This window comes from Nocardia miyunensis NBRC 108239, from assembly GCF_001613065.1.
Taxonomy (GTDB): Bacteria; Actinomycetota; Actinomycetes; order Mycobacteriales; family Mycobacteriaceae; genus Nocardia; species Nocardia miyunensis.
Genome location: NZ_BDBQ01000098.1, coordinates 1 through 21,938, shown reverse-complemented (window position 1 = coordinate 21,938; position 21,938 = coordinate 1). Strand labels below are relative to the sequence as shown.

Here is a 21,938-nt window from a genome sequence, read left to right as displayed (position 1 = left end):
AGTGCGGCAATGGATTCCGGGGTTGCGGTCGATTATGAGTTGGTCTCTAGCGCAGGCGCGCTGCTCGATGTCGACGGTGCCGTCGATCACGCGCGGTTCATCGTCGCGCCCTCGGTCACGCGGTTGTTGCGGCGTAACCGGGGAAGTCGCTGGGTCTGCCGGATCGGAATCGACTGTGCCGCAGGAGGAAACGATTCGCTGGATTCCGGGGGATGGCTCGGTGGACGCCGAGTCATAGATTCGGAAGTGAGCTGGGTAAGGGCGTGCGTTGTTCACCCTGAGGTCAATTCGGTCCGCGTTGGTTTCTGAGTATTTGGGGGAGGAGGCATTTGGGGGAGTGGTGGTGGAGGACTCCGTGCCAGACGCCGAGGCCGTAGGCGGCGTCGTCGAGGCGGCGGGCTGCGAGGTAGGTGGCGATGTTGCCCGAGGGGGTGTGTGAGCGGTATTCGGAGATGGTGTCGATCAGGAGTGCGGCGGTGGCGGCGCGGCGGGCTCGGCGGGAGAACGGCAGGGCGAGAGCGGTTATCGGGAACCAGTGGCGTAGCAGCAGGGATGCGATTTGGTTGAGGGTGTCCGTGGCGGCGCGGGCGGTGAGTTCGGCGTGCAGACGGGGTGGGGCCTCGATGCGGCGGAGGCGGTGCTGGATATGTCTGGCGTGGGCGAGGAAGGCTGTGGCTGATAGTATTGTGGCCCAACGGGTTTGAAGCAGGAGCGCGGCTGCGGAGAGGGCGAGGGCGGGGGGTAGTGCCGCTGGTGCGACGCGTTCGCCGTGGCGGTGGGCCAGGGGGGCGGCGCTGGTTCCGTAGAGGTATTTGCGGGTGAGCCAGGGGCCGGGGGTGCGGCGGTGTTCGTGGCGGACGGTTACGTCGGCGATGTAACGCACCAGTGAGCCGTCGCGGCTCAGGCGCCAGATGAGGTCCACGTCCTCGCCGACGCGCATGGATTCGTCGAAGCCGGGACCGAGCGCGTCCACGCGGGCGAGCAGACAGGCCGCCGGGACCCAGCCGACGCGGGAAAGCGGTTGTACGACACCGGAAACGGGGCCGAGGTCGAGCGAGGAGTGGGTGTTCTCGTAGCGGGTGATCCAGTTGTCGTTCGGATCTTCCAGGCCCAGGATGCGCGGGGCGACCGCGGCGACGCGTGTGTCGGCGAACTGGGGCAGCAGGCGTTGCAGATCGCCGGTGGACAGGACCGTGTCCGCATCGCAGAAGGCGACGAAAGGTGTTGTGATGGACCGTAATCCGGCATTGCGCGCTGCCGCCGGTCCGGCGTTGACCTCCAGTCGCAGCAGTGTGGCGCCGAACTCCTTCGCGACATCGGCATGCGCGAGCGGGTCCGGTGAAGCGTCGTCGACGACGACAACCCGCACGCCGGTCAGGCCGGTCAGCAGCCGCCGCAGGGCCCGGGGCGAATCATGCACCGGCACAACGACGGTGAGCTGTTCGAGCGGCGCAGGCTCACCGGTGGAGGTGATCTCGGCGAGTCCCAGTTCGAGCAGTGAGTTGGCAAGGCTCAGTGTCACCGCGTCGGAGACAGTGAATTCCCCTGCGCTACCGAGTATTTCAGCGGCGGCCGGGCGCAGCCTCAACAGCCGCGTGGGGCTGCCGCCGAACAGCAGCCGTCCCTCGGCGAACCTGCGGACGGTCCTGCCGAGCCGGATACCGGTGCCGGCGGTGAGCCCGGAGGAGCCGCTCACGTCCCGAAGCCTCCCTCGGCACGTACCACCGACCCGTTCAGCACCGCACCCTCCGGCGAACAGCAGAAGGCGATGGTCGCGGCGATCTCCTCGGGCTCCAGCACGCGCCGCAGTCCCTGGTGCGCGGCGAGTTCGGCAGGGTCATCGATATCGTCGTAGAGAGCGGCGGTGGCCGTGAGCATTTCGGTGCGGGTCGCGCCGGGCGATACCGCGACCGCCGACATCCCGGTGCCGACCAGATCCGCCGACAGCCCTCGCACGATCCCGATGACCGCGTGCTTGCTGGCCGCGTACCCGGCCAGATGGAACAGCCCCCGCTCACCCGCCGCCGACGCGACCGCCACGAATCGGCACCCGGCCGGGTCCGGCCCGGCCAGCATCACCGGAACCGTTGCGGCGGCGGTGTTCCACACCCCCATCGCGTTCACCTCGAGCAACGCCCGCACATCGGATTCGGGGGCCTCCCACTGCGGCTGCCCACCGGCGATGATTCCGGCCGCGGCGACGGCCGCATCGAGCCGCCCGAATCGGGACATGGTCTGCGCGACGGCGTCCCGAAGCTGTTCGGGCTCACGCACATCGCACACCACCGGCAGGATCCGCTCCGGATCCTTCGCCGCCACCGCGTCCAATTCCCCTTGGGAGGCAAGCGAATACCGCACACCGGACGAGGCCGGTCCGGTTCCGCAGGAATCGATCGCGGTCACGTGGTAACCCCGGCGCACGAGTTCGCGCACGGTGGCCGCACCGACGCCGCGTGCGGCGCCGGTCACGAGGGCAACCCGTTCGGGCCGCTCATCGGAGCTCATCGACAATCCTTTGCACCATCCGATCGAACAGTTCCGCACCCGCCCGCGCATTCGCGCCGGCCGGATCGCCGAGTACGCCGTTGGGCGATACCGCGCGAACTCCGCTGTGCCGCAAGCGGTCCATGAGATCTGGCAGCGGCTGGACATTTCCCGCGACCGCCCTGTCCAACGCGACGTCCTCGGGCGAGAGATACAGCATGATCGAGGTCTCGGTATATCCCGCGTGCGCGTCACCGGCGACCGCGCACGGTAGCCAGCGCACGGTATGCCCTTCTGCGCGAAGGGTTTCCACGGCCGTGCGCAGCGCGGCGACATTTCCGCCGTGCCCGTTGACGAACACGACCTCACCCGCCCACAGCGCCAGCGAACGGGTGAGTTCGACGACCATCTCGGTCAGGACCGTCGTCCCGACCGAGAACACCCCGGGAAACCCCTGATGCTCACCGCTCGCGCCGAAGGCGATCGCGGGGGCCACCCAACTGCCGGTCCGCTCGCCCGCCCGCCGCGCGACCGCGGTCGCGATGTCCGTGTCGGTGGACAAAGGCAGATGCGGGCCGTGCTGCTCGGTCGCACCGACCGGCACGAGCACCCGCGGGCGCTCGGGTAGGTCAGGATAGCGTGCGGCGGCGAGCGGGGGCATGTTCAGCCGCCGAGCGTCCGGGTGAAGCCCGGCTGCACGATGACGTCCTCGGGGGTGAGCTCGTGAATGGAGGACTTCCCCAGGCCCATCAGCGCGGAATCGATTCCGCCCCTGAGGATGTCGAGCACGTTCTCCACACCGGCCTGCCCGTTGGCGGCCAGGCCCCACAGGTATGCGCGCCCGATCATCACCGCCCGAGCGCCCAGAGCGACGGCCTTGACCACGTCGCTGCCGCGCCGGATCCCGCCGTCCAGGACGACCTCGATCTGATCGCCGACCGCGCCGGAGATGGCCGGCAGGCAGCGGATCGGGGCCGGGGTGCTGTCCAGATTGTTGCCGCCGTGATTGGACACCGAGATCGCGGTGACACCGGCGTCGACGGCGCGCTTGGCGTCATCGATGCGGCAGATCCCTTTGAGCATGAACGGGCCGTCCCATTCCTTGCGCATCCAGGCGATGTCTTCCCAGGTGGCCAGCGGCGTCTGCATCCACTCGTAGTACGCGCCGAAGAAGGTCGGCGCCTTTCCGCCGGGCGGCGTGAGATTCGGCGTGGTCAGGTCGGGAATCGTTCCGGCCTTGGCGAATTCGTACGCCCAGCGCGGCCGGGCCAGTACGCTCAGCGCGTTCTGCCGCATTGCCTTGAAGTCGAGCTTCTCGGGGATGGTGGGCGAACCCCAGTCGCGGCCGTTGGAGAACGACCAGTCCAGCGTCGCGATCAGCCCCTTCGCACCGGCCGTGCGGGCCTCGTCCAGGCGGCGGGACATGGTGTCGCGGTCGCCCATCCAGTACGACTGGAAGAACGTCTGCGGATTCGCCTCGAGCACATCCGAAAGCGGTTTGCTCGCAAACGAACTCAGCCCGATGGCGGTGCCGCGGGCAGCGGCGGCGCGGGCCACGGCGACCTCGCCCTCGGGGTGCACGGCCTGCACACCCGTGGGCGAGATCAGCACCGGCATCGAAATGTCCTGTCCCAGAACTGTAGTGGACAGGTCACGGGTATCCGACAACCCCGCTACGTGCGGTGCGAAGCCGAGTTCACGGAATGCGGCGAGGTTGTCGTCATAGGACACGCCCGCCTCGGAACCGGCCAGCAGCGCGCTGTACACGGATTTCGGTAGACGTTTACGAGCGCGGCGCTGTGCTTCGGCGACGGTCTCGAACCAGGCGTTGGCCATCTGTGGGATTCCTTGTCTAGATGGGGCTTTCGGAGCAGGCGCGGCTGGGCATGCTGATGGGCATGCCGAGCGCTACCGCCTTTTTCTTCTTGCCCGTGTGGGAGTGGTCCTGCGAGGGCTTGGGCGCCTCGCCGGGTGTGCGGTCGGCCAGCAGCGACTCGCCGTATCCCTGCACGCATTCGGGATCCGGGCCGTCCAGGGGCAGGCCGGTGAAGAACTTGGCGGCCATGCAGCCGCCGCGGCAGGAGTCGTAGAAATTGCAGGAGGCGCACGCGCCGCCGCCGGTGGGCGCGCGCAGTTCCTCGAACAGCGCGGATTCCTGCCAGACACGGTTGAATCCACCGTCGGTGAGCAGATTGCCCGCCTTGAAGGTGTCGTGAATGGCGAACGGGCAGGCGTAGACGTCCCCGACCGGGTCGATGAGGCACACCACGCGTCCCGCGCCGCACAGGTTCAGCCCCGGCAGTGACTCGCCGAAGGCGGCCAGGTGGAAGAACGAATCGCCGGTGAGCACCGATTCGCCGTTGGCCATCAGCCAGTCGTAGAGCACGCGCTGATCGGCGGCGGTGGGATGCAGTTCGTCCCAGGTGTCCGCGCCGCGGCCGGACGGACGCAGGCGGGTCAGGCGCAGTGTCGCGCCGTATTTGTCGGCCAGCGCCTGGAATTCGTCCAGCTGGTTGACGTTGTGCCTGGTCACCACGACCGAGATCTTCGCGTCGCGGAATCCGGCGTCGGCGAGGTTCTGCAGTGCGCGCGTGGCCATGTCGAACGATCCGGGGCCGCGGACCGCGTCGTTGACCTCCGCGGTCGCGCCGTCCAGGGAGATCTGCACGTCCACGTAGTCGGTGGCGGCGAGTTTCGCGGCGCGCTCGGGGGTCAGGCGCACACCGTTCGTGGAGAATTTGACGCCGACGTCGTGCGAGACCGCGTAGTCGAGCAACTCCCAGAAGTCGCTGCGGACGGTGGGTTCGCCGCCGCCGATGTTGACGTAGAACACCTGCATGCGCTGCAGTTCGTCGATGACGGCCTTGCACTGCTCGGTGCTCAGCTCGCGCGGGTCGCGGCGTCCGGACGAGGACAGGCAGTGCACGCAGGCCAGGTTGCAGGCGTAGGTCAGCTCCCAGGTCAGGCAGATCGGGGCATTGAGGCCGCGTTCGAACTGCTCGATCAGGCGGGGGACGGGCGCGGGAGCGGGGTGGGGAAGCATGGTCGTCATGGAGTGCGGGCCTCCGGCGTTCGAGGGGTGATCATCTTGCTGCGCGCCAGGGCGGCGAGCGCGGACACATAGCGTTGCTGCTCATTCGCCGGAACTCCGGCGCGGTCGATCGCGGACAACGCGGAGGGGCATTCGGCGAGTTGCTCGACGACGCCGACCAGCTGCACGGACTTCAGGAACGAGAGCTTGCGCGTGTGGAAGTCGTAGGCCAGGGCCCCGAAGGGCTCGCTGCGAAGCGAGACCGTCGGGGCGAGCTGCCATGCCGACCGGGCATCGAATGCCCCTTCGGCGCAGGCGTTCTCGTTCACCTCAGTAGACACCGCACATGCCATCGATCGAGACGTCCTCGACGAGGCTGTCGGCGGCGGGGTCGAGCTCCTGGGCCTGGTGGGCGGTCGTGCCGTATTCGATGCGGTTCTGCTCGGACATGATGCTCCTTCTGGGGACTGTGATCTGTGCCATGGATATTAATGGCACCGGTGGCCAAAATGGAAGGGTTCGGCGCGAATTTCTGGTAACTTCGCTGAGTGAGCGATCGAGTGCGCAAATCACCGGGCAGGCCGCCCGTCACCGATCACGCGGCGATCGAGACGGTCGCCTTCCGCCTGTTCGCCGAGCGCGGCTTCGACGCGACGTCACTGGACGACATCGCCGCGGCGGTGGGAGTGGGTCGCCGAACGCTGTTCCGCTATTACAAGTCCAAGAACGACATCCCCTGGGGGCAGTTCGACGCCAGCCTCGTACATCTGGCGCGGCATCTGGACGACATGCCCGAGGACGTCCCCGTGCACGTGGCGGTGCAGCGGGCGGTCATCGAATTCAACCGGCTCGACCCCGGCGCGGTCGCCTCGCATCGGCAACGCATGCGCCTGATTCTGGATACCCCTGCCCTGCAAGCGCATTCGGTGCTGCGCTATCAGCAGTGGCGCGCGGTGATCACGAACTTCGTGGCCCGGCGGCTGGGACTGGATCCAGCGGATCTGTTGCCGCGCACCGCCGGACAGGTGACACTGGCGCTGGCATTGAGCGCCTACGAGCAGTGGCTGGCCGATGTGGACTCTTCACTGGATGCGCTGCTGGCCGCGACGTTGTCGGCGTTGAAGACGTATCTCGATGCGGGCGTGGGGGATTCGGAAGATCAGCGGCCGAATGCCGCGTACAGCTCCGGCAGGAAACGCGACAGGTGATACATCTCCTGGCCGCAGTGCATCAGTAGATTCCGCGCGACGTCCATGCCGAGCACCACGTCGCGCGGATCGACCGAGGCGCCGCGCTCGGTGGCGCACAGCGCCTGGCGGGCGTCGGGCATGTGCAATCCGTACAGGTTCAGGTAGAAGCGACTGCGCATCTCCACGCCGCCGGGCACCGGGCGGACCTGGTGGGCCAGCCGGCCGAGGTCGACGGGCGCGACCGAACTGCCGACCCGGCCGAAGACGACGGTGTGCCCGTCGGGCACGGTGAATCCGTGCTGGACCGGGTCGTCGAACCGGATCGCGAGCTGCTGGAGTTTCGGGCCGATGTACTCGTCGACGTACGAGGTGTTTCCGACGTATCTGCTGCGATCGGGGACCGGCGCGGCGGTCTTGTCGACGGCGATCGAGGCGTACATGTGCGCGTCGGGGTGCCAGAGCTTGTAGCGGGCCGAATCGTTCGAATGCCAGCCGAACCACCAGTCCCACATGCGGGCGGTCACCCGGGGCATTTCGGTACGGCATGCCACCCAGGAGATCCCGGTCGCGGTCTGCCCGTAGCCGGTCTCGGTCGGGAAGTATCCCGTCGGCGCGAGATCGCGGGTGAGGTCGGCGAAGCCGGGAATGCGCGCGGCCGGGACGGGCGGTCCGGCGCAGGCCGCCCGCACCGGATCGGGAGCCGGGAGGGTGTGGCCGGTCATGAAGCGCGAGAACGGTTTTGCCCAGTCCTGCGCGGAGTATCCCGGATAGCGGGGTGGGCATAGCGGCTGATCGGCCCGCGCGGACGTCCGCGTCCACGGGCCGGTCGCCAGCGCGCCGGTCAGTGCGCCGCCCCAGCGCAGGGCGGCGCGCCGGGAGAGTCTCACGCTGCGCATCATCGGGCGAAAATAACCCCGGCCCGCTGTGCGCGCTGCCTATTCGGCCGATGTTGTGTGAATGGTGTTTGCGGCACGGGGAGTTTGGGATCCTTCACAGCGGGCGTCACCGCCAGCATCGGTCGCGCACGCCCTCGAATGCGCGCGTTCGGTGAGCCGGTGCAGGTTCGGCCCGGCTGGGTCGTCGCTGAAAAGCCAGCGCTGGTAGGCGAATTCGGCGGCAGACTGCGGCGTGTGAGTAAGCAGCCCGGCGCGCAGACCGTCGTCGCGGATGAGCCTATGCGGTCGATCACGAGTTCGACGAGCCGATCGCGATCGTGCGGGCCGATCAGCGCGACCCGGTCGAGCAGATGCGGCGCGGTGAGATTCGCTGCGGGTACGGCGGTGAATCAGCCTTGGGCGGCGGCCAGATCCGGATGCGCCCGTCCGGCGACCACCGGCAGGTCCAGGCAGGTTTTGATACCGGGTTCGGCGGCACAGACGTAGGGGATCGAATTGACGCAGTGGTTGGCGGTGGCCACGATGCCGGGATTGCGGCGCAGGCCCTCGGCGACGGTCGCGGGCTGCCAGCCGTGGATGACCACGAAGGTGTCCGGATCGCCCTTGATCTCGATCTCGTAGCGCTCGCCCTGCGGGCCGAACTCCCACGCCGGTTCGAGGTTCTCCTCGCCCATCAGCCAGTTGACCGAGATCCGCACGACGACCTGATCGCCGACCGTCGCGGTCCACTGGAACCGTTGGGCGGCAACCTTTCCCGGCTCGATGACGCCCATCGGCGAATCGATCGGCGCGGTGGCGACCGCGACCTCGTGCGAGGTACCGATGGCCGCCTCGGCGAAACCCAGTGTGTCCAGGCACATTCGCACCGATTGGGTGAAGCCGCCGGACAGCAGGCCGAGCATCGGGCTCTTGCGCGCCTGGTCGGGTGTGCCGCCGAAACCCATCACCCAGCGCAGCACATCGGGTGCGTTGTAGGTGCGCATATCGGAGAACTCCTCCGCGCGAACATAAGTGACCGCCGAGGACATCGCCGAGAGCACAAGGGGATGCAGTTCGGTGGTGCCGCCGGGATTGATTCCGGTGCCGTGCAGGGTGACTCCGGCGTCCACGGCCGCCTGGGCGAGTGCGGCGTCGCGCTCGCCCGGGTAGAACCAGCCCACCGGTGTGACGATGTTCTTGCCCGAGTGGAGAATTCGCGTGACCTCGTCGGGATTCGGCACCAGCGGGGAGTAGACCACCGCATCGGCGTCGAGTGACAGGATCGTGTCGATGTCGTTCGACGCGGTTACGCCGAGCGGGTCGATACCCAGGATCTCCCCGACATCCTTGCCGTTCTTGTCGTCCGAATGCACGTAACACCCGGCGAGTTCGAGTTCCGGATGCCGCAGCACCGCCTCGATCGCGGCCTTGCCGACGCCACCGGTCGCCCACTGCACAACTCTGAGCACGAGCCCTCCTCACAATGGAATTCATTCTGCCGGCCGAGAATAACTCTCCTGTCGATATCGCGAACCTCGCGACGGCCTACGATTCCATCGGCACCGTGCGTACCCTGCGGCCGGTCGGATCGAGTACTACGCCAACACGTTTGGTGGTGCGCAGGACCACGGCGCGGTCGACGATCTGGACGTCGGGGAGATGGGTTTCGATGGCGGCCTCGAGCCCGCTGACGTCGGTGAGTTCCCGCAACCAGACCGCCATGATCACGTTGCTCGGCCCGGCGATCTGCAGGACCGTGCGGATCTCGGGGAGCGAGCCGAGACGCGGGCTGATCGTGTTCGCGGTCGCCGCCGGGACGCGCAGGAAGAACCAGGCGTAGATCGGCCAGCCGCTGGCCGCGGCACGCAGTTCGGTGCGCAGGGTGAGGCGGCCGGAGCCGAGCAGGTCGCGGACCAGGTCACGGACGCGGCGCGGATTCAGGCCGGTGGTGGCGGCCAGTTCGGTGGCGGATGCCCGGCCGTCGGCGACCAGTGCGGCCAGCACGGCCCGCTCCTGGTCGCTCAGTTCGCGCGGGCGGGTGCGATCCACGGGCACGACCGACTCGCGCAGCCGGGCCTGTTCGGCGTCGGTGAGCGCGGTCAGCCGCCAGCCAGCGCCCTCGGCGATCACCCGGGTGACGGGGTGCGTGCGCACGGCGCGCACGTGGTCGAGGCTGCCGAGCCGGTGCAGCAGGTAGTCGGTGATCCGGGAGAGACTGCGCGAGGTGACCGTCAGCAGGAGGTCGCGGCCGCCCGAGGCGATATCGATCGAGGCGCATTGCGCGTCGTCGATGAGACGGTCGGCGATCTCCAGGGAGTGGCCCGCGCTGTCGATCTCGACGAGCGCCGCCGGACCTCGGTCGGCGGGCGAGCCGACATAGGCGGTGATCCACGCGGTTCCGTCGGCGTGTAGTCGCTCCCAGCGCCGTGCGGCGGTGACCGGATCGATGCCGAGCACCGCACCCACCTGCGCCCAGGACGCTCGCGGGTTTACCTGGAGGGCGTTGACGACTCTCCGGTCTAGGTCGTCCAACGAGATCGGATCCTGCACCGATCGAGCCTATATCAGCCGGATCCTGCAGATTGATGTGTCATTGTCGCTGGATTTTCGATACTTCTCCGATCTTATTCGTCAGATCTACTTCGGAGCGTGCCAGGATGTCCAGCAGTCCTCCTTCCATCGCCCTCACCACTTCCTCCCCGGTGCGAATCACTTCGATCGTCGGGTTTCTCGTGGTCACCGAGCTGGCCTCGGGAATCACGCAGGGGTGGATCGCGCCCCTGCTGCCCAGTTTCATCCAGCGCTACGGGCTGACCTCGGCCGATGCGAACTGGATCACCGCCTCCGCCCTGCTGGCGACCGTGGTCCTCGTGCCGCTGCTGTCGAAGCTCGGCGACGTCTACGGCCACAAGCGGCTGCTGGTGGCGGCCGCCACGCTGGTGGCCCTGGGTTCGGTGATCGTCGCACTTGCCCCGCCGTTCCCCGTGCTACTGGTCGGGCGGATCTTCCAGGGGGCGATCACGGCCTTCCTGCCGCTGGAGTTCGCGATCGTCCGGGAACGGGCCGGAGACCGGGCAGGCCGCGCGATCGGCCTGCTGGTCGGATCGCTGACGGTGGGCGCCAGCCTCGGTCTGCTGCTCGCCGGTGTCGCCCGGCAGTACCTGAGCCTGTCCGCCACGCTGTGGCTGCCCGCCATCATGATGCTCATCGTCGCACCGGTCCTCGCCCGGCTCGTCCCGGAGACCACCGTGCGCAAACCGGGCGGCATCGACTGGCCGGGAGCGGCGCTGCTCGGCATCGGTCTGCTGCTGTTCCTCGCCGCGGTCGGCAACGGCACCCGGTGGGGCTGGCTGAATCCGTGGATCCTCGGCGGCCTGTTCAGCGGCGTCGTGCTGCTCGTCATCTGGGTGTACGTGGAGGATCGCACCGAGAATCCGCTCGTGCCGCTGGATGCGATCCGCCGCGGCGGCCAGGGCTTGCCGCTGCTGACCGCATTCGTGTTCGGGGCGCACCTGTTCGGTAGTTCGACCCCCAACGCAGTCTTCCTGGGCACCCGACCGGCGGTCGGCGGATTCGGGATGAGCCTGGCCGGTACCGCGCTGGGCGCTGCGCTGCTGGTGCTCGGCGCCGCGATGTTCCTGGGCACCACGATCGCGTCCCGGCTGACCGACCTGATCGGTGAGACTTCCACGCTGGTCACCGGTGCGCTGTTGTCCGCCGTCTGCTACCTCGCGACCGCGGCCTTCCACCACGACCTCACCGTTTTCCTGATCTGGCAGGCCGGGCTCGGCCTCGGCGGCGGGCTGGTGGGGGCGACGCTGCCGACGATCATCGTCGCGCGGGCGCCCGCGGATTCGGTCGGCATCGTCTCCGGGCTGTACAACACCGCTCGCACCGCGGCGGGTTCGGTCGCGGGTGCGGTGTTCGCCGCCGTCATGTCGGCGCTGATACTGACCCGGCACTCGCCCGGCGGCCGGACGGTGACGGTTTCCTCGGAGTCCGCCTACGTCGTGGTCTGGTTGATCTGTGCGGTCCTGGCGCTGATTGTCGCGGTTCTCGCGATCGGTGTGACCCGTCGCGGGCACCGAATCGCGGAGCCGGCGTGAGCGCCCCCGTCGCGGTGGCCGGACTGCGTTCCGTGCTGGACCTGTTCTCGATCGGGATCGGTCCGTCGTCGTCGCACACCGTGGGGCCCATGCGCGCGGCGATCGCGTTCGCCCGGTCGCTGCGGGGCCTGCCGGTGACCCGGCTGGAGATCGAACTGCTCGGGTCTCTCGGCTCCACCGGCGTCGGCCACGGCACGCCCGACGCGGTCGTCGCCGGGCTGCGCGGACTGGATCCGGGCACCTGCGACCCCGCGGAGGTGCACGGCGTTTGGGCGACGCTGGGCGACGGCAGCCCGATCACCCTGGCGACCGGGACCGTGGTGTGGCTGCGAACCACCGATGTGCGGTTGTGTCCCGGCGTTCGCCTTCCCGGGCACCCGAACGCCCTGCGGATGCGGGCCTGGCCCGGCGATGCGCAGGAGCCCATCGAGCGGATCTACTACTCGGTCGGCGGCGGCGCGATCGTCGAGGAGGGCGTCGCGCCCGCCGTCCGGACCGTCTCGGTACCGCACCCGTACGCCTCCGCCGCCGAACTGCTCGAGCTGTGCGCGGACCAGCGGTGCGATATCGCCGAGATCGTCCGTCGCAACGAGACGGCCGAGCACGGCGCGAAGGCGCTGGAGCGCGGTCTGGCCGAGCGGTGGATCGCGATGCGTGACTGCCTCATCGCGGGGCTCGCCGGGCACGGGACATTGCCGCGCGGCCTCGGCACCCCGCGCCGCGCGGGAGCGCTGGCCGACTCCCTGCGTGCCGACGGTGTCGCCTTGGATGCGCCGGAATGGTTGCAGGCGTATGCGATTGCGGTCAACGAGGAGAACGCGGCGGGCCACCGCGTGGTCACGGCACCCACGAACGGGGCCGCCGGAATCATTCCGGCGGTGCTGCACCACCACCTCACGGTGTCCGGTGAGCGCGTCGGCGGCGGCCAACACAGCGCCGGACGCACCGTTGCGCGCGACACTGCCGGAATCGTCCGGGTATTCCTGTTGACCGCGGCGTCGATCGGGCAGCTGATGGCCCGCAACGCCTCGATCTCGGGCGCTGATATCGGCTGTCAGGGCGAGGTGGGCTCGGCCGCGGCGATGGCCGCGGCCGGATACTGCGCGGTGCTCGGCGGCTCGCCCGCCGTCGTCGAGAACGCCGCCGAGATCGCCCTGGAACATCACCTCGGCCTGACCTGCGATCCCGTCGCCGGTCTGGTCCAGATCCCGTGCATCGAACGCAACGCCATCGCCGCGGGTACCGCGATGGCCGCCGCCCGGCTCGCCCTGCGCGGCACCGGCTCGCACCGCGTCTCGCTCGACGTGGCGATCGAGACCGTGCGGCAGACCGGTCACGACATGTCCCACCGCTACAAGGAGACCTCCGATGGGGGCCTCGCGGTGACCGTTCCCTACTGCTGACAAAGGAGCCCAGCACATGACCACCGTTTCCGACCGGACCGCACTCGCGGAGCAGGTGCGCGCCCGCGTCCTGCGCGCGATCGACGAACGGGCCGACCGGCTCGTTGCCCTGAGTCACGAGATCCACGCCAACCCGGAGATCTCCTACAGCGAGCACTCCGCCGCCGAACTGGTCGGCCGTGCCGCCGAGGAGGCCGGATTCACGACCGAGGTCGGCGCCTACGACGTGCCCACCGCGGTGGAGGCGGTGGCAGGGGACGGCGATCTGACCGTCGCCGTGTGCGCCGAGTACGACGCCCTGCCCGACATCGGGCACGGCTGCGGGCACAACATGATCGCCGCGATGGGAGTGGGCGCGGCGGGCGCGCTGGCGGAGGTGTCCGGGGAGTTGGGCCTGCGGGTCAAGCTGCTGGGCACGCCCGCCGAGGAGCACGGCGGCGGCAAGGTCGACCTGCTATTGGCCGGGGCCTGGGAGGACGTCACGTTCTCCCTGATGGCGCACGGCAGCACCGGGCCGGACGCACCGGCCGACGCGATGCGCAGCACCGCCGTCGAACGGCTGGAGATCGAGTACACCGGCCGCGCCGCGCATGCCGCGGGCGCACCGACGAAGGGAGTCAACGCGGGTGCAGCGGCGACTGTCGCGCTGACCGCGCTGGGCCTGCTGCGTCAGCAGCTCAGCCCGAACGTCAACGTGAACGCCTTCGTCTCGCACGGCGGCGAGGCGACCAACATCATCCCGGAACGGGCGATCGTGCAGGCCGAGGTCCGTGCCTACGACCTCGACGAGTGGCGTGAGCTCCGGCGACGGGTCCTGGCCTGCTTCGAGGCGGGCGCGATCGCGACCGGCTGCTCATGGCAGCACCGCCGCACCGAGCATCCCTACGCGCCGCTGGCCCCGCACGCCGGGATCGCCGAGATCTGGGACCGCAACCTGGTGGGCCTGGGCCGGGAGCTCGACCCGGACCACGTTGTCGGCGGCGGCTCGACCGATATGGGCAACGTCTCACAGGTGCTGCCCGCCATCCATCCGCTGGTATCCGTGCTCGGCCAGGACGCGGTGCCGCACAACGCCGCGTTCACCGCGGTGGCCGCCACCCCGGAGGCCGACGCCGCCGTGCTCACCGGCGCGAAGGCGCTCGCGCTCACCGTCGTCGACGTCGCGCTCGACGAACGTCTGCGCGCCGAACTTCTCGATCTGCACAAGTCCCGCCCCGCGGGCGCGACCCGCACCACTCTCGACGACTGACAAAGGAGTTGCCATGACCTCCGTGCAAGAGCTGAAGCCACTGATCGACGCCCTGTCGCCGACCTACCACAAGCTCGGTGACGACATCTGGGACCTGCCCCAGCTGCGCTGGGAGGAACAAGACGCCACGAGTCGGCACATCGCGCTGGCCGAACAGGAGGGGTTCACCGTCACCCGGGACGTCGGCGGCATTCCGACCGCGTTCCAGGCCGAGAAGGGCAGTGGCGGTCCGCTCATCGCGTTCCTCGGTGAATACGACGCGCTGGCCGGGCTGAGTCAGGAGTCCGGCGCTGCCGTCTGCCGACCGGACCCGGACAACACCACCGGCCACGGCCACGGCTGCGGACACCACCTGCTGGGCGCGGGCTCGCTGCTCGCGGCCGTTGCCCTGGCTCGGCACCTCGAGGCGAAGGGCCTACCGGGCCGGATCCGCTACTACGGGTGCCCCGCCGAGGAGGCCGCCGCGGGCAAGACGTTCATGGCCGCGGCGGGCGCGTTCGACGACGTCGACGCCGCCCTGACCTGGCATCCCGCGGGCGGCACCGGCACGCAGTCCACCCAGGGCCGCTGCCTGGCCTACGCGCAGGCCCGGTTCCGGTTCACCGGTGTCGCGAGCCACGCGGGTGTGTCCCCGCATCTGGGCCGTAGCGCGCTCGACGCTGCCGAGTTGATGAACGTCGGGGTGAATTTCCTGCGCGAGCACATGGCCGACAGTTCCCGAATCCACTACGCCTTCACCGATGCCGGCGGCACCTCTCCGAACGTCGTCCCGGCCGCCGCCGAGGTCTACTACCTGGTCCGGGCCGAGACGGTCCCGGAGATGCAGGAGCTGTACGACCGGGTGGCCGCGATCGCGCAGGGCGCCGCGCTGATGACGTCCACGACCGTAGCGGTCACGCTCGAGGGAGCCAGCGCGGAGATCTTGCCGAACCGGGTCCTGGAAGAGGCCCTGCACGCCACGCTTGTCGAGGTGGGCGGTGTGCCGTTCGACGCGGCGGATCAGGAGCGCGCCGCGGCCTTCTGCGCCGGTTTCGCCGCCGAGGAGATCCGCCGCGCCCGGGTGGCCTGCGGGATGTCCGCCGAGGATCCCAAATACCTGCACGACGGCGTGCCCGAGCTGGGCGACCCCGCGCATCGACCGCTCAACAAAGGTTCCAGCGATGTCGGCGATGTCAGCTGGATCACCCCAACCGTGCAGATCCTCAGCAGCGCAGTCGCTTTCGGTACCCCGTGGCATACCTGGCAGTACGTCGCGCAGGGCAAATTGCCCGCGGCGCACAAGGCGGTGAGCCATGCCGCCACCGTGATCGCCGCGACCGGCCTGGAGCTGATCACCCGGCCCGAGCTGCTCGCCGCGGCCCGCGCCGAGCACGCGGCGAGCACCGCCGCCACCCCGTACGTCTGCCCGATCCCGAAGGACCTGCTCGCACCCCCGGTGGTGCGCGCCGCCGCCCGCTGACACCCGAACCACACGCGTCGTCGCCCGACGACCCATCAGCTCGGGGGACGAACGGTGGACCTGTCCGTCCGGCGGTCGAGCTCGTCGGAACCCCGGAACTCGTTCCGCCCGAACGGAAGTCCGCACCGCTCGCCGAGTGGACGGACGCACGTCTCCCCTGAATAGGTCCGGCCGGTGGTCGGCCGTGGATCCACACCGGCGTCACGCCGGAGCTACACCTCCCCGGACAGCGAGCCGGGGAGTCGGATGAGAGGAACAATGATGAGGAAAATCGCCGCTACCTGTGTGCTGGTGGCCGGAGCCACGAGTGTCGCGGGAACCGCGCAGGCCGCCCCGCCGCCGGAGGTGGTTCACTACAAGACCGCCGTTACCCGGACCGGGACCGCCATCACCACCGACGCGGGAACCATGGGCGTCGACAACGGCGTATTCAAGATCAAGAGCGGCGACGGAACCGTGCTGGCCGGCTCCGAGTTGTCTTTCCGGGTGGACGATTTCGTCTTCCCCATCGCCGCGAAGATCAATGGCCACACCGCCACACTCACCCCCCGGTTCGACCTCGCACACGCCAGCTACAAGCCGGTCGCTCTGCCGTATGAGGATCAGGCGCCCTGGAAGAATTCGTACGATCGTGAGCAGGCCGCCTGGAACCGCATGGCCAGCACGATCACCACCGGCGCCACCGTCGGAACCATGGTGGGCGGCCTCACCGGCGCGGGGGTGGGTTGTGTCCTGGGTGGTATCGCTGGCGCGACCGTCGCGGCCGCGACCATCGTCGGCCTGTTCGGTGCGTTCGTCCCCGCCGCTGTCGTCGGCTGCCTCGGCGGCGTCGTGGCCGTAGGAGCCCTGGGCACCGCGGTCGGGCAGCTGCTGGTCACCGCTCCCATCGTCGTAATGGCCGCGGTGCAGTACTTCACGACCATCAACGAACCAGCGCCCGGCCCGGCCAAGTAAACCGCAACCACCGCCGGGGCTTTCGGGTTCTGGAGGCTTTCACAACTCGGGTACCCAGCGAGTCCGCGCTTGTATAGCCAGAACGAAATCGGTTGCCGTGGACGGCCTTACGGCATTCATCGGGATGCTTCCCGTGGCGCGCCGCCGGACGGGATCGCATGCGCGGACGCTCTCGCTCACCTGTCGGCACTGCCGAATTCTCCTGAAGCGCCTGAATCGTTCCTGTCCGGCGTCCTCGATCTCGATGTCGCGGAGCAGCGTCCCGGATTGTGTGCATAGGGAATCAACAAGCAGGGCAATGTAATTGCTGAAGCAGTACTCGTGAGCGCTCGAAGCTCGAGGAGTGCGTCGTCGTCGCGGAAACTGCGATCTCCAGCCGTTCGGCCGACAGATCCACCGCCACGATCGTGCCGACGCCGAGCGCCCGTGCGGCCATCACCGCCGCCGTGCCGACGCAGCCGCCGAAACCGCTATCGCAGTAGGAGAATCGATCTAGTGTACAGACTAGTGTCTATATAAGTGTTCGGACTTATGCTACGGTCACCCGCATGAATCGGCTGGGCGGCAGAGACGCACTGTTCAGCGGTAGTGCCGGAGATATGGGCACGGACTGCGTGGGCTATGTGGCGGCGTGTGCTGGATCGCGAGGAGATTCGATGACGGAATCAGACGACATCCCCACGGATGCAACAGAACTCACTCCCGAACGCCTCACCGCGTCACTGCGCGACGCGGGGCAGGACGTCGTAGTGGAGTCGGTGGCCGCGACGCCGATCGGCTCGGGTCAGATGGCCGGGTCCTTCCGCCTGGACCTGGCGTACCGGGGCGACACCGAGCTTCCGTCGCGGATGGTGGCCAAACTCGCCACTGGCCCGAAAACGCAGCGGGAGTTCGCGTCCGGCGCCTTTCGCAACGAGGTGCGCTTCTACCGCGACCTCTCCGCGACGGTTCGAGTGCCGGTGCCGCGCTGTCACGCGTCTGCGGTGTCCGAGTCGGGGAGCGAATTCCTGCTGCTGCTGGACGATCTCGCGCCCGCCGAACAGGGTGATCAGATCGCCGGTTGCACGGTGACCCAGGCTCGCGCCGTCGCGGTCGCCGCAGCCGGACTGCACGGCCCGCGCTGGTGTGACGAGACCCTGCTGCACGAACCCGGATTCGCCCTGCCGACCGACGCGGACCGCGCGCTGATGGAATCGGTTCTCGCTCCGATGGCTTCGGCCTTCCGGGACCGATTCGCCGATCGCCTCACCGCACCGGAATCCGCGCTGCTGGATTGGCTCGAGGCGACCGCGGGGGAGTGGCTGGTCGCCCCGATCGAGCACTTCGCCCTGCTACACGGCGATCTGCGCGTGGACAACGTCATGTTCGGCCCCGACGACACCGCCACCGTCATCGACTGGCAGACCATCACACCCGGACAACCGTTGCGTGACATCGCCTTTCTGCTGTCGACGAGCCTCACCACCGATGACCGCCGGGCCGCGGAGGAAAGTCTCCTCGCCGACTACCACAAGGCCCTGCTCGCATACGGCGTCACCGGTTACTCCCTCGAACAGTGCCGACGTGACTACGCCGTCTCCCTCATCCAGGCCCCACTGATCATCGTCTTCGGTTGCGGCGCATCACAACCCACCGAACGCGGCGACCGCATGTTCCTCACCATGCTCGCCCGCAGCGCGGCAGCGGTGCACGATCTCGTCCCGGGTGCACTGGGCTGACTCGCGAGACCGGTTGCAGGGCTCGGATGTACAGAGACCGACCTGTGGAGATCGCCGAGGTGTTCCGCGCACGCGGAGCGGTGTATATGGCTGCGGTGTCGCCGATCCGGTTACGGCGTTCCGTGCTGACCCGTGGGAACGGTTGCGGCGGTTCAGGATTCCTGGAACGGATCGGCTCGTAGGCTCGGCAGGACGAACCGGCGGACGTGACGCAGGACCGAGTCCGGGTCGTCGGCGTCGATCGTCTCGCCCCGCATGGTGCCCAGGCTGATCATGACGCGCGCAACCCACTCGGATACCTCGGCCAGGTCGTGGTCGCGGTGGATCTCGCCGCGATCCGCCGCGGCCTGAATATGGGGCAGCCAGAACGAGGCCAGATCCGGGACGAGCCCCGAGACGCCCGCGCCCGCGCAGGCGGCGAACTCCTCGGGTTCGGTCATACGCAGTCGCAGGGGCAGTGCGCCGGGGTCGTCGTACACGCTGCGCCCGATCCGCACGCCCGCGACGAGCTGTTCGGTAAGGGTGGGCAAGGCGTCCAGCTCGGTGTGCGCGTCGTTCCAGAAGGAATCATTGAGCCGGACGATCGCCGCGCCCAGCAACGCCGGCTTGTCCGGGAAGTGCCGGTACAACCAGGCGCGCGACACCCCGGCCTCCTCGGCCACTTCGCTGACGGTGGTGGCGCGAATGCCCTTGCGTGCCAGCAAGATCTGGGCGGCGTCGAGGAGCCGGTCCACTACCTGGGTCGTCGGTGCCTCGGTCACGCGCCTCACTTCCGGTCGAAGGTCCGCCGAAGGGCGGATCACAACTGGTTCCGCCGAAACCATAGCAAGTTGTAGACAGATCTGAGATTCTGTCTACCGTAGACAGAATTCCTCATCTGTCTACTGCTCGGAAGGGATCGAGAATGTACCTACCGCGGACGGCCGTGATCGGCGCCGGTATCAGCGGGTTGACGGCTGGCAAGATGCTCAACGATTACGGCGTGCCGTACGTGTGCTTCGAGTCCTCGGACCGGGTCGGCGGCAACTGGGCGTTCGGCAATCCGAACGGCCACTCCAGCGCATATCGGTCGCTGCACATCGACACCTCCAAACATCAGCTGTCCTTCCGCGACTTCCCGATGCCCGAGAGTTATCCGGATTTCCCGCACCACACCCAGATCAAGCAGTATCTCGACGACTATTGCGCGGCTTTCGATCTCGCGTCGGCCATCGAGTTCGGCAACGGCGTCACGCACGCGCGGCGGCTGTCCGGCGGTGGCTGGGAACTCGATACCCAGCGCGGCGAGACGCGGCAGTTCGACCTGCTGGTGGTCGCCAACGGGCATCACTGGGATCCGCGTTACCCGAATTTCCCGGGTGAGTTCACCGGCGAGACGATGCACGCGCACCATTACATCGATCCGCGCACGCCGATGGATTTCCGGGATCAGCGAATCCTGGTGGTGGGACTGGGGAACAGCGCGGCCGATATCGCCGTCGAACTGTCCTCGAAGGCGCTGGGCAACCGGCTCACCCTGTCCACCCGCTCGGGTGCGTGGATCGTGCCGAAGTACATCGCCGGTCGACCCGCCGACAAGTACTACCGCACGAGTCCGCACATTCCGCTGTCCTGGCAGCGCAAGATCGCCCAGTGGGGCCAGCCGCTGACCGCGGGGCGGCCGGAGAACTACGGACTGCCCACGCCGAATCACAACTTCTTCGAGGCGCATCCGACGCAGTCGGTGGAGTTGCCGCTGCGCCTGGGCTCCGGTGATGTGCTGCCCAAACCTGATATCACCCGATTCGACGGGCGCACAGCGCATTTCGAGGACGGCAGCAGTGACGAGTTCGATATCGTCATCTACGCCACCGGCTACAACATCACCTTCCCGTTCTTCGATCCCGCCTTCATCAGCGCGCCGGACAACCGGATCGACCTGTACAAGCGAATGTTCCTGCCCGGCATGGACGATCTGGTGTTCGCGGGGTTCGCACAGTCCACCCCGACCCTGTTCCCGTTCGTAGAATGCCAGGCCCGCTTGATCGGCGCCTACGCCACCGGCAACTACCGCCTACCCGCCGAGCCCGAAATGCGCCGCGTCATCGCCGCCGACCAGCAGCGCTACACCGGCCACATGCTCGACCGCCCGCGCCACACCCAGCAGGTCGACTACTTCCTCTACGAGCACGACATGCGCACCAGCGAACTACCCGCCGGAGCCCGCCGTGCCGCGACCCAGGGCCCGCCATCTTGGTCGCACGCCGGTGAGCAGGCATCGACACAAGAGGTGAACCGGTGACCACGTTCGAATTGCTCCATGAGCCTGGCAGTGAGCCGATGAGGGCGTGCCTCCCGCAGATGATATATGACGTCAATGAAATGTATTGCAATGCATCATGTTTCGAGCAACTCGCTGCGACGGAAGTGTCGCGACCCCTTTGTGGCTGGCCGGGAGAATTCGACGCTGGTGTGCGGCGGTGCGCCGGGGTGGGAATGCCGCGCCGGTCGCGGACGGATGAGCAGGCTACGACGCAGGAGGCGAACCGGTGAGTACGGATTTTCGGCAGGTCGGATTCGATTCGCACGGAACGGACTGTGACGCATGGGTTTTCGAACCCGAGGGTAACGGCCCGTTCGATCGGGCCGAGGGGCGTCCGGTGGTGGTGATGGCGCATGGTTTCGGGGGGACCAAGGATTCGGGTCTCGCGCCGTTCGCTCGGGCTCTGAGGCGGTCCGGGCTGGCCGTGTTCGTATTCGATTACCGTGGGTTCGGGGAGTCGGGAGGGGCTCGGCGGCAACGGGTTTCGATGGTCGAGCAGGCGCAGGACTATCGGGCCGCCATCGCGGCTGCCGGTCGGCAGCCGGGCGTGGATCCGGCGCGGGTGGTGGTGTGGGGTGTGTCGATGTCAGGGGGACACGCGTTGACCGTTTCCGCGGATCGCACGGATGTGTGTGCGGTGGTCGCGATGGTGCCGCTGGTGTCGGGGGCGGCCGCGGGCAGGCTCGCGTTCGAGCAGGCGGGGGTCGGGGCGATCGCCGGATCGACGATGACGGCCGTGCGCAGTGCGCTGTCGTCCCGGGTGGGCCGGGGGCCGGTGATGATGCCGCTGGTCGGCCGTCCGGGGGAACGCGCGGCGCTGACCGGTGACGGCTACTACGAGGGTTATCTCGCGCTGGCCGGTCCGACCTGGCGCAACGAGGTGGACGCCGCGATGGGGCTGGAACTCGGCGGTTTTCGGGTCGGGCGGCGTGCGAGTCGCATCGCCGCCCCGGTGCTGGTGCAGATCGCCGATTTCGACCGGGCAGCGCCCCCGCACGCCGCGGCGAAGGTCGCATTCGCGGCGCGCGCCGAGGTGCGGCACTATCCGTGCGATCACTTCGATGTGTTCCCCGGACGGCCCTGGTTCGAGCCCGCCGTCGCACACCAGATCCGTTTCCTGAGCAGACATCTCACCGATGCGGCTCCGATCGATGCGGAGGCGACCGC

General features: G+C 68.5%; 20 protein-coding genes. 9 read left to right on the top strand and 11 right to left on the bottom strand.

Annotated features, from left to right (window positions below; all coding sequences use genetic code 11):
- Positions 1–283 precede the first annotated feature (283 nt).
- The 7 genes from mftF to mftA are packed head-to-tail and all read right to left on the bottom strand — an operon-like array spanning position 284 to position 5,965.
- Positions 284–1,696, bottom strand: a complete 1,413-nt coding sequence (mftF, locus tag NM2_RS37940) for a mycofactocin biosynthesis glycosyltransferase MftF (protein ID WP_067679766.1) — start codon at positions 1,694–1,696, stop codon at positions 284–286.
- Positions 1,693–2,505 (bottom strand): mycofactocin-coupled SDR family oxidoreductase, encoded by an 813-nt coding sequence (locus NM2_RS37935; protein ID WP_067679763.1) that lies wholly within the window; start codon positions 2,503–2,505, stop codon positions 1,693–1,695. The genes mftF and NM2_RS37935 overlap by 4 nt, the downstream gene beginning before the upstream one ends.
- Positions 2,492–3,145: a mycofactocin biosynthesis peptidyl-dipeptidase MftE gene (gene mftE, locus NM2_RS37930; protein ID WP_067679760.1), complete on the bottom strand. Its 654-nt coding sequence runs from the start codon at positions 3,143–3,145 to the stop codon at positions 2,492–2,494. Before mftE ends, NM2_RS37935 begins: the two co-directional genes overlap by 14 nt.
- Positions 3,146–3,147: 2 nt before the next feature.
- Positions 3,148–4,320, bottom strand: coding sequence for a pre-mycofactocin synthase MftD (gene mftD / locus NM2_RS37925; protein WP_067679758.1), 1,173 nt, complete (start codon positions 4,318–4,320; stop codon positions 3,148–3,150).
- Positions 4,321–4,336: 16 nt separating this feature from the next.
- Positions 4,337–5,536 carry a mycofactocin radical SAM maturase gene (gene mftC / locus NM2_RS37920; RefSeq protein WP_067679752.1) on the bottom strand — a complete coding sequence of 400 codons (1,200 nt, stop codon included), beginning with the start codon at positions 5,534–5,536 and terminating at the stop codon, positions 4,337–4,339.
- The gene (mftB, locus tag NM2_RS37915) at positions 5,533–5,844 is read right to left on the bottom strand and encodes a mycofactocin biosynthesis chaperone MftB (RefSeq protein WP_245718410.1); all 312 of its coding nucleotides are present in this window, start codon (positions 5,842–5,844) and stop codon (positions 5,533–5,535) included. The genes mftC and mftB overlap by 4 nt, the downstream gene beginning before the upstream one ends.
- A 1-nt stretch (position 5,845) precedes the next feature.
- A complete protein-coding gene (gene mftA, locus NM2_RS37910; protein ID WP_157121636.1) occupies positions 5,846–5,965 on the bottom strand; it encodes a mycofactocin precursor MftA in 120 nt (39 codons plus the stop codon).
- Between the two features lie 98 nt (positions 5,966–6,063).
- On the opposite strand from mftA, the gene mftR reads away from it, so the two are divergent.
- Positions 6,064–6,723 (top strand): mycofactocin system transcriptional regulator MftR, encoded by a 660-nt coding sequence (gene mftR, locus NM2_RS37905; RefSeq protein ID WP_067679745.1) that lies wholly within the window; start codon positions 6,064–6,066, stop codon positions 6,721–6,723.
- On the opposite strand, the gene NM2_RS37900 is transcribed toward mftR, so the two are convergent.
- From NM2_RS37900 to NM2_RS37890, 3 genes are all read right to left on the bottom strand, one after another.
- The gene (locus tag NM2_RS37900) at positions 6,675–7,601 is read right to left on the bottom strand and encodes a DAPG hydrolase family protein (protein WP_067679852.1); all 927 of its coding nucleotides are present in this window, start codon (positions 7,599–7,601) and stop codon (positions 6,675–6,677) included. The two genes, mftR and NM2_RS37900, sit on opposite strands and share 49 nt — an antisense overlap.
- 389 nt (positions 7,602–7,990) lie before the next feature.
- A complete protein-coding gene (locus tag NM2_RS37895; protein ID WP_067679742.1) occupies positions 7,991–9,049 on the bottom strand; it encodes an NAD(P)H-dependent amine dehydrogenase family protein in 1,059 nt (352 codons plus the stop codon).
- Between the two features lie 76 nt (positions 9,050–9,125).
- Positions 9,126–10,130 carry an Lrp/AsnC family transcriptional regulator gene (locus NM2_RS37890; RefSeq protein WP_067679739.1) on the bottom strand — a complete coding sequence of 335 codons (1,005 nt, stop codon included), beginning with the start codon at positions 10,128–10,130 and terminating at the stop codon, positions 9,126–9,128.
- A 107-nt stretch (positions 10,131–10,237) separates the two neighbouring features.
- Between NM2_RS37890 and NM2_RS37885 the strand changes: the two genes are divergently transcribed.
- The 6 genes from NM2_RS37885 to NM2_RS37860 all read left to right on the top strand — a co-directional run bounded on the left by NM2_RS37885 (position 10,238) and on the right by NM2_RS37860 (position 18,469).
- On the top strand, positions 10,238–11,686 hold the full coding sequence (locus NM2_RS37885) for an MFS transporter (protein WP_067679736.1): 1,449 nt from the start codon (positions 10,238–10,240) through the stop codon (positions 11,684–11,686).
- Positions 11,683–13,089 (top strand): L-serine ammonia-lyase, encoded by a 1,407-nt coding sequence (locus NM2_RS37880; RefSeq protein WP_245718409.1) that lies wholly within the window; start codon positions 11,683–11,685, stop codon positions 13,087–13,089. The genes NM2_RS37885 and NM2_RS37880 overlap by 4 nt, the downstream gene beginning before the upstream one ends.
- Positions 13,090–13,105: 16 nt before the next feature.
- Entirely contained in the window at positions 13,106–14,338 is a 1,233-nt protein-coding gene (locus tag NM2_RS37875; protein WP_067679733.1) for an amidohydrolase, read from the top strand.
- Between the two features lie 13 nt (positions 14,339–14,351).
- A complete protein-coding gene (locus tag NM2_RS37870) occupies positions 14,352–15,797 on the top strand; it encodes an amidohydrolase (RefSeq protein ID WP_067679730.1) in 1,446 nt (481 codons plus the stop codon).
- Positions 15,798–16,058: 261 nt separating this feature from the next.
- Positions 16,059–16,751, top strand: a complete 693-nt coding sequence (locus tag NM2_RS37865) for a DUF8020 domain-containing protein (RefSeq protein WP_169816318.1) — start codon at positions 16,059–16,061, stop codon at positions 16,749–16,751.
- A gap of 656 nt (positions 16,752–17,407) precedes the next feature.
- Positions 17,408–18,469 (top strand): phosphotransferase family protein, encoded by a 1,062-nt coding sequence (locus NM2_RS37860; protein ID WP_067679724.1) that lies wholly within the window; start codon positions 17,408–17,410, stop codon positions 18,467–18,469.
- A 152-nt stretch (positions 18,470–18,621) separates the two neighbouring features.
- On the opposite strand, the gene NM2_RS37855 is transcribed toward NM2_RS37860, so the two are convergent.
- Positions 18,622–19,230 carry a TetR/AcrR family transcriptional regulator gene (locus NM2_RS37855; RefSeq protein WP_067679720.1) on the bottom strand — a complete coding sequence of 203 codons (609 nt, stop codon included), beginning with the start codon at positions 19,228–19,230 and terminating at the stop codon, positions 18,622–18,624.
- A 143-nt stretch (positions 19,231–19,373) separates the two neighbouring features.
- Between NM2_RS37855 and NM2_RS37850 the strand changes: the two genes are divergently transcribed.
- The gene (locus NM2_RS37850) at positions 19,374–20,750 is read left to right on the top strand and encodes a flavin-containing monooxygenase (RefSeq protein WP_067679717.1); all 1,377 of its coding nucleotides are present in this window, start codon (positions 19,374–19,376) and stop codon (positions 20,748–20,750) included.
- Positions 20,751–20,997: 247 nt separating this feature from the next.
- On the top strand, positions 20,998–21,938 hold a 941-nt coding region (locus tag NM2_RS37840; protein ID WP_067679711.1), incomplete at its 3' end, for an alpha/beta hydrolase.

Coding starts and splice junctions, on each gene's coding strand:
- NM2_RS37935 (WP_067679763.1), bottom strand. CDS start 2,505: ATGAGCTCCGATGAGCGGCCCGAACGGGTTGCCCTCGTGACCGGCGCC.
- mftE (WP_067679760.1), bottom strand. CDS start 3,145: ATGCCCCCGCTCGCCGCCGCACGCTATCCTGACCTACCCGAGCGCCCG.
- mftD (WP_067679758.1), bottom strand. CDS start 4,320: ATGGCCAACGCCTGGTTCGAGACCGTCGCCGAAGCACAGCGCCGCGCT.
- mftC (WP_067679752.1), bottom strand. CDS start 5,536: ATGACGACCATGCTTCCCCACCCCGCTCCCGCGCCCGTCCCCCGCCTG.
- mftA (WP_157121636.1), bottom strand. CDS start 5,965: ATGTCCGAGCAGAACCGCATCGAATACGGCACGACCGCCCACCAGGCC.
- NM2_RS37900 (WP_067679852.1), bottom strand. CDS start 7,601: ATGCGCAGCGTGAGACTCTCCCGGCGCGCCGCCCTGCGCTGGGGCGGC.
- NM2_RS37885 (WP_067679736.1), top strand. CDS start 10,238: ATGTCCAGCAGTCCTCCTTCCATCGCCCTCACCACTTCCTCCCCGGTG.
- NM2_RS37875 (WP_067679733.1), top strand. CDS start 13,106: ATGACCACCGTTTCCGACCGGACCGCACTCGCGGAGCAGGTGCGCGCC.
- NM2_RS37870 (WP_067679730.1), top strand. CDS start 14,352: ATGACCTCCGTGCAAGAGCTGAAGCCACTGATCGACGCCCTGTCGCCG.
- NM2_RS37865 (WP_169816318.1), top strand. CDS start 16,059: ATGAGGAAAATCGCCGCTACCTGTGTGCTGGTGGCCGGAGCCACGAGT.
- NM2_RS37860 (WP_067679724.1), top strand. CDS start 17,408: ATGACGGAATCAGACGACATCCCCACGGATGCAACAGAACTCACTCCC.
- NM2_RS37850 (WP_067679717.1), top strand. CDS start 19,374: ATGTACCTACCGCGGACGGCCGTGATCGGCGCCGGTATCAGCGGGTTG.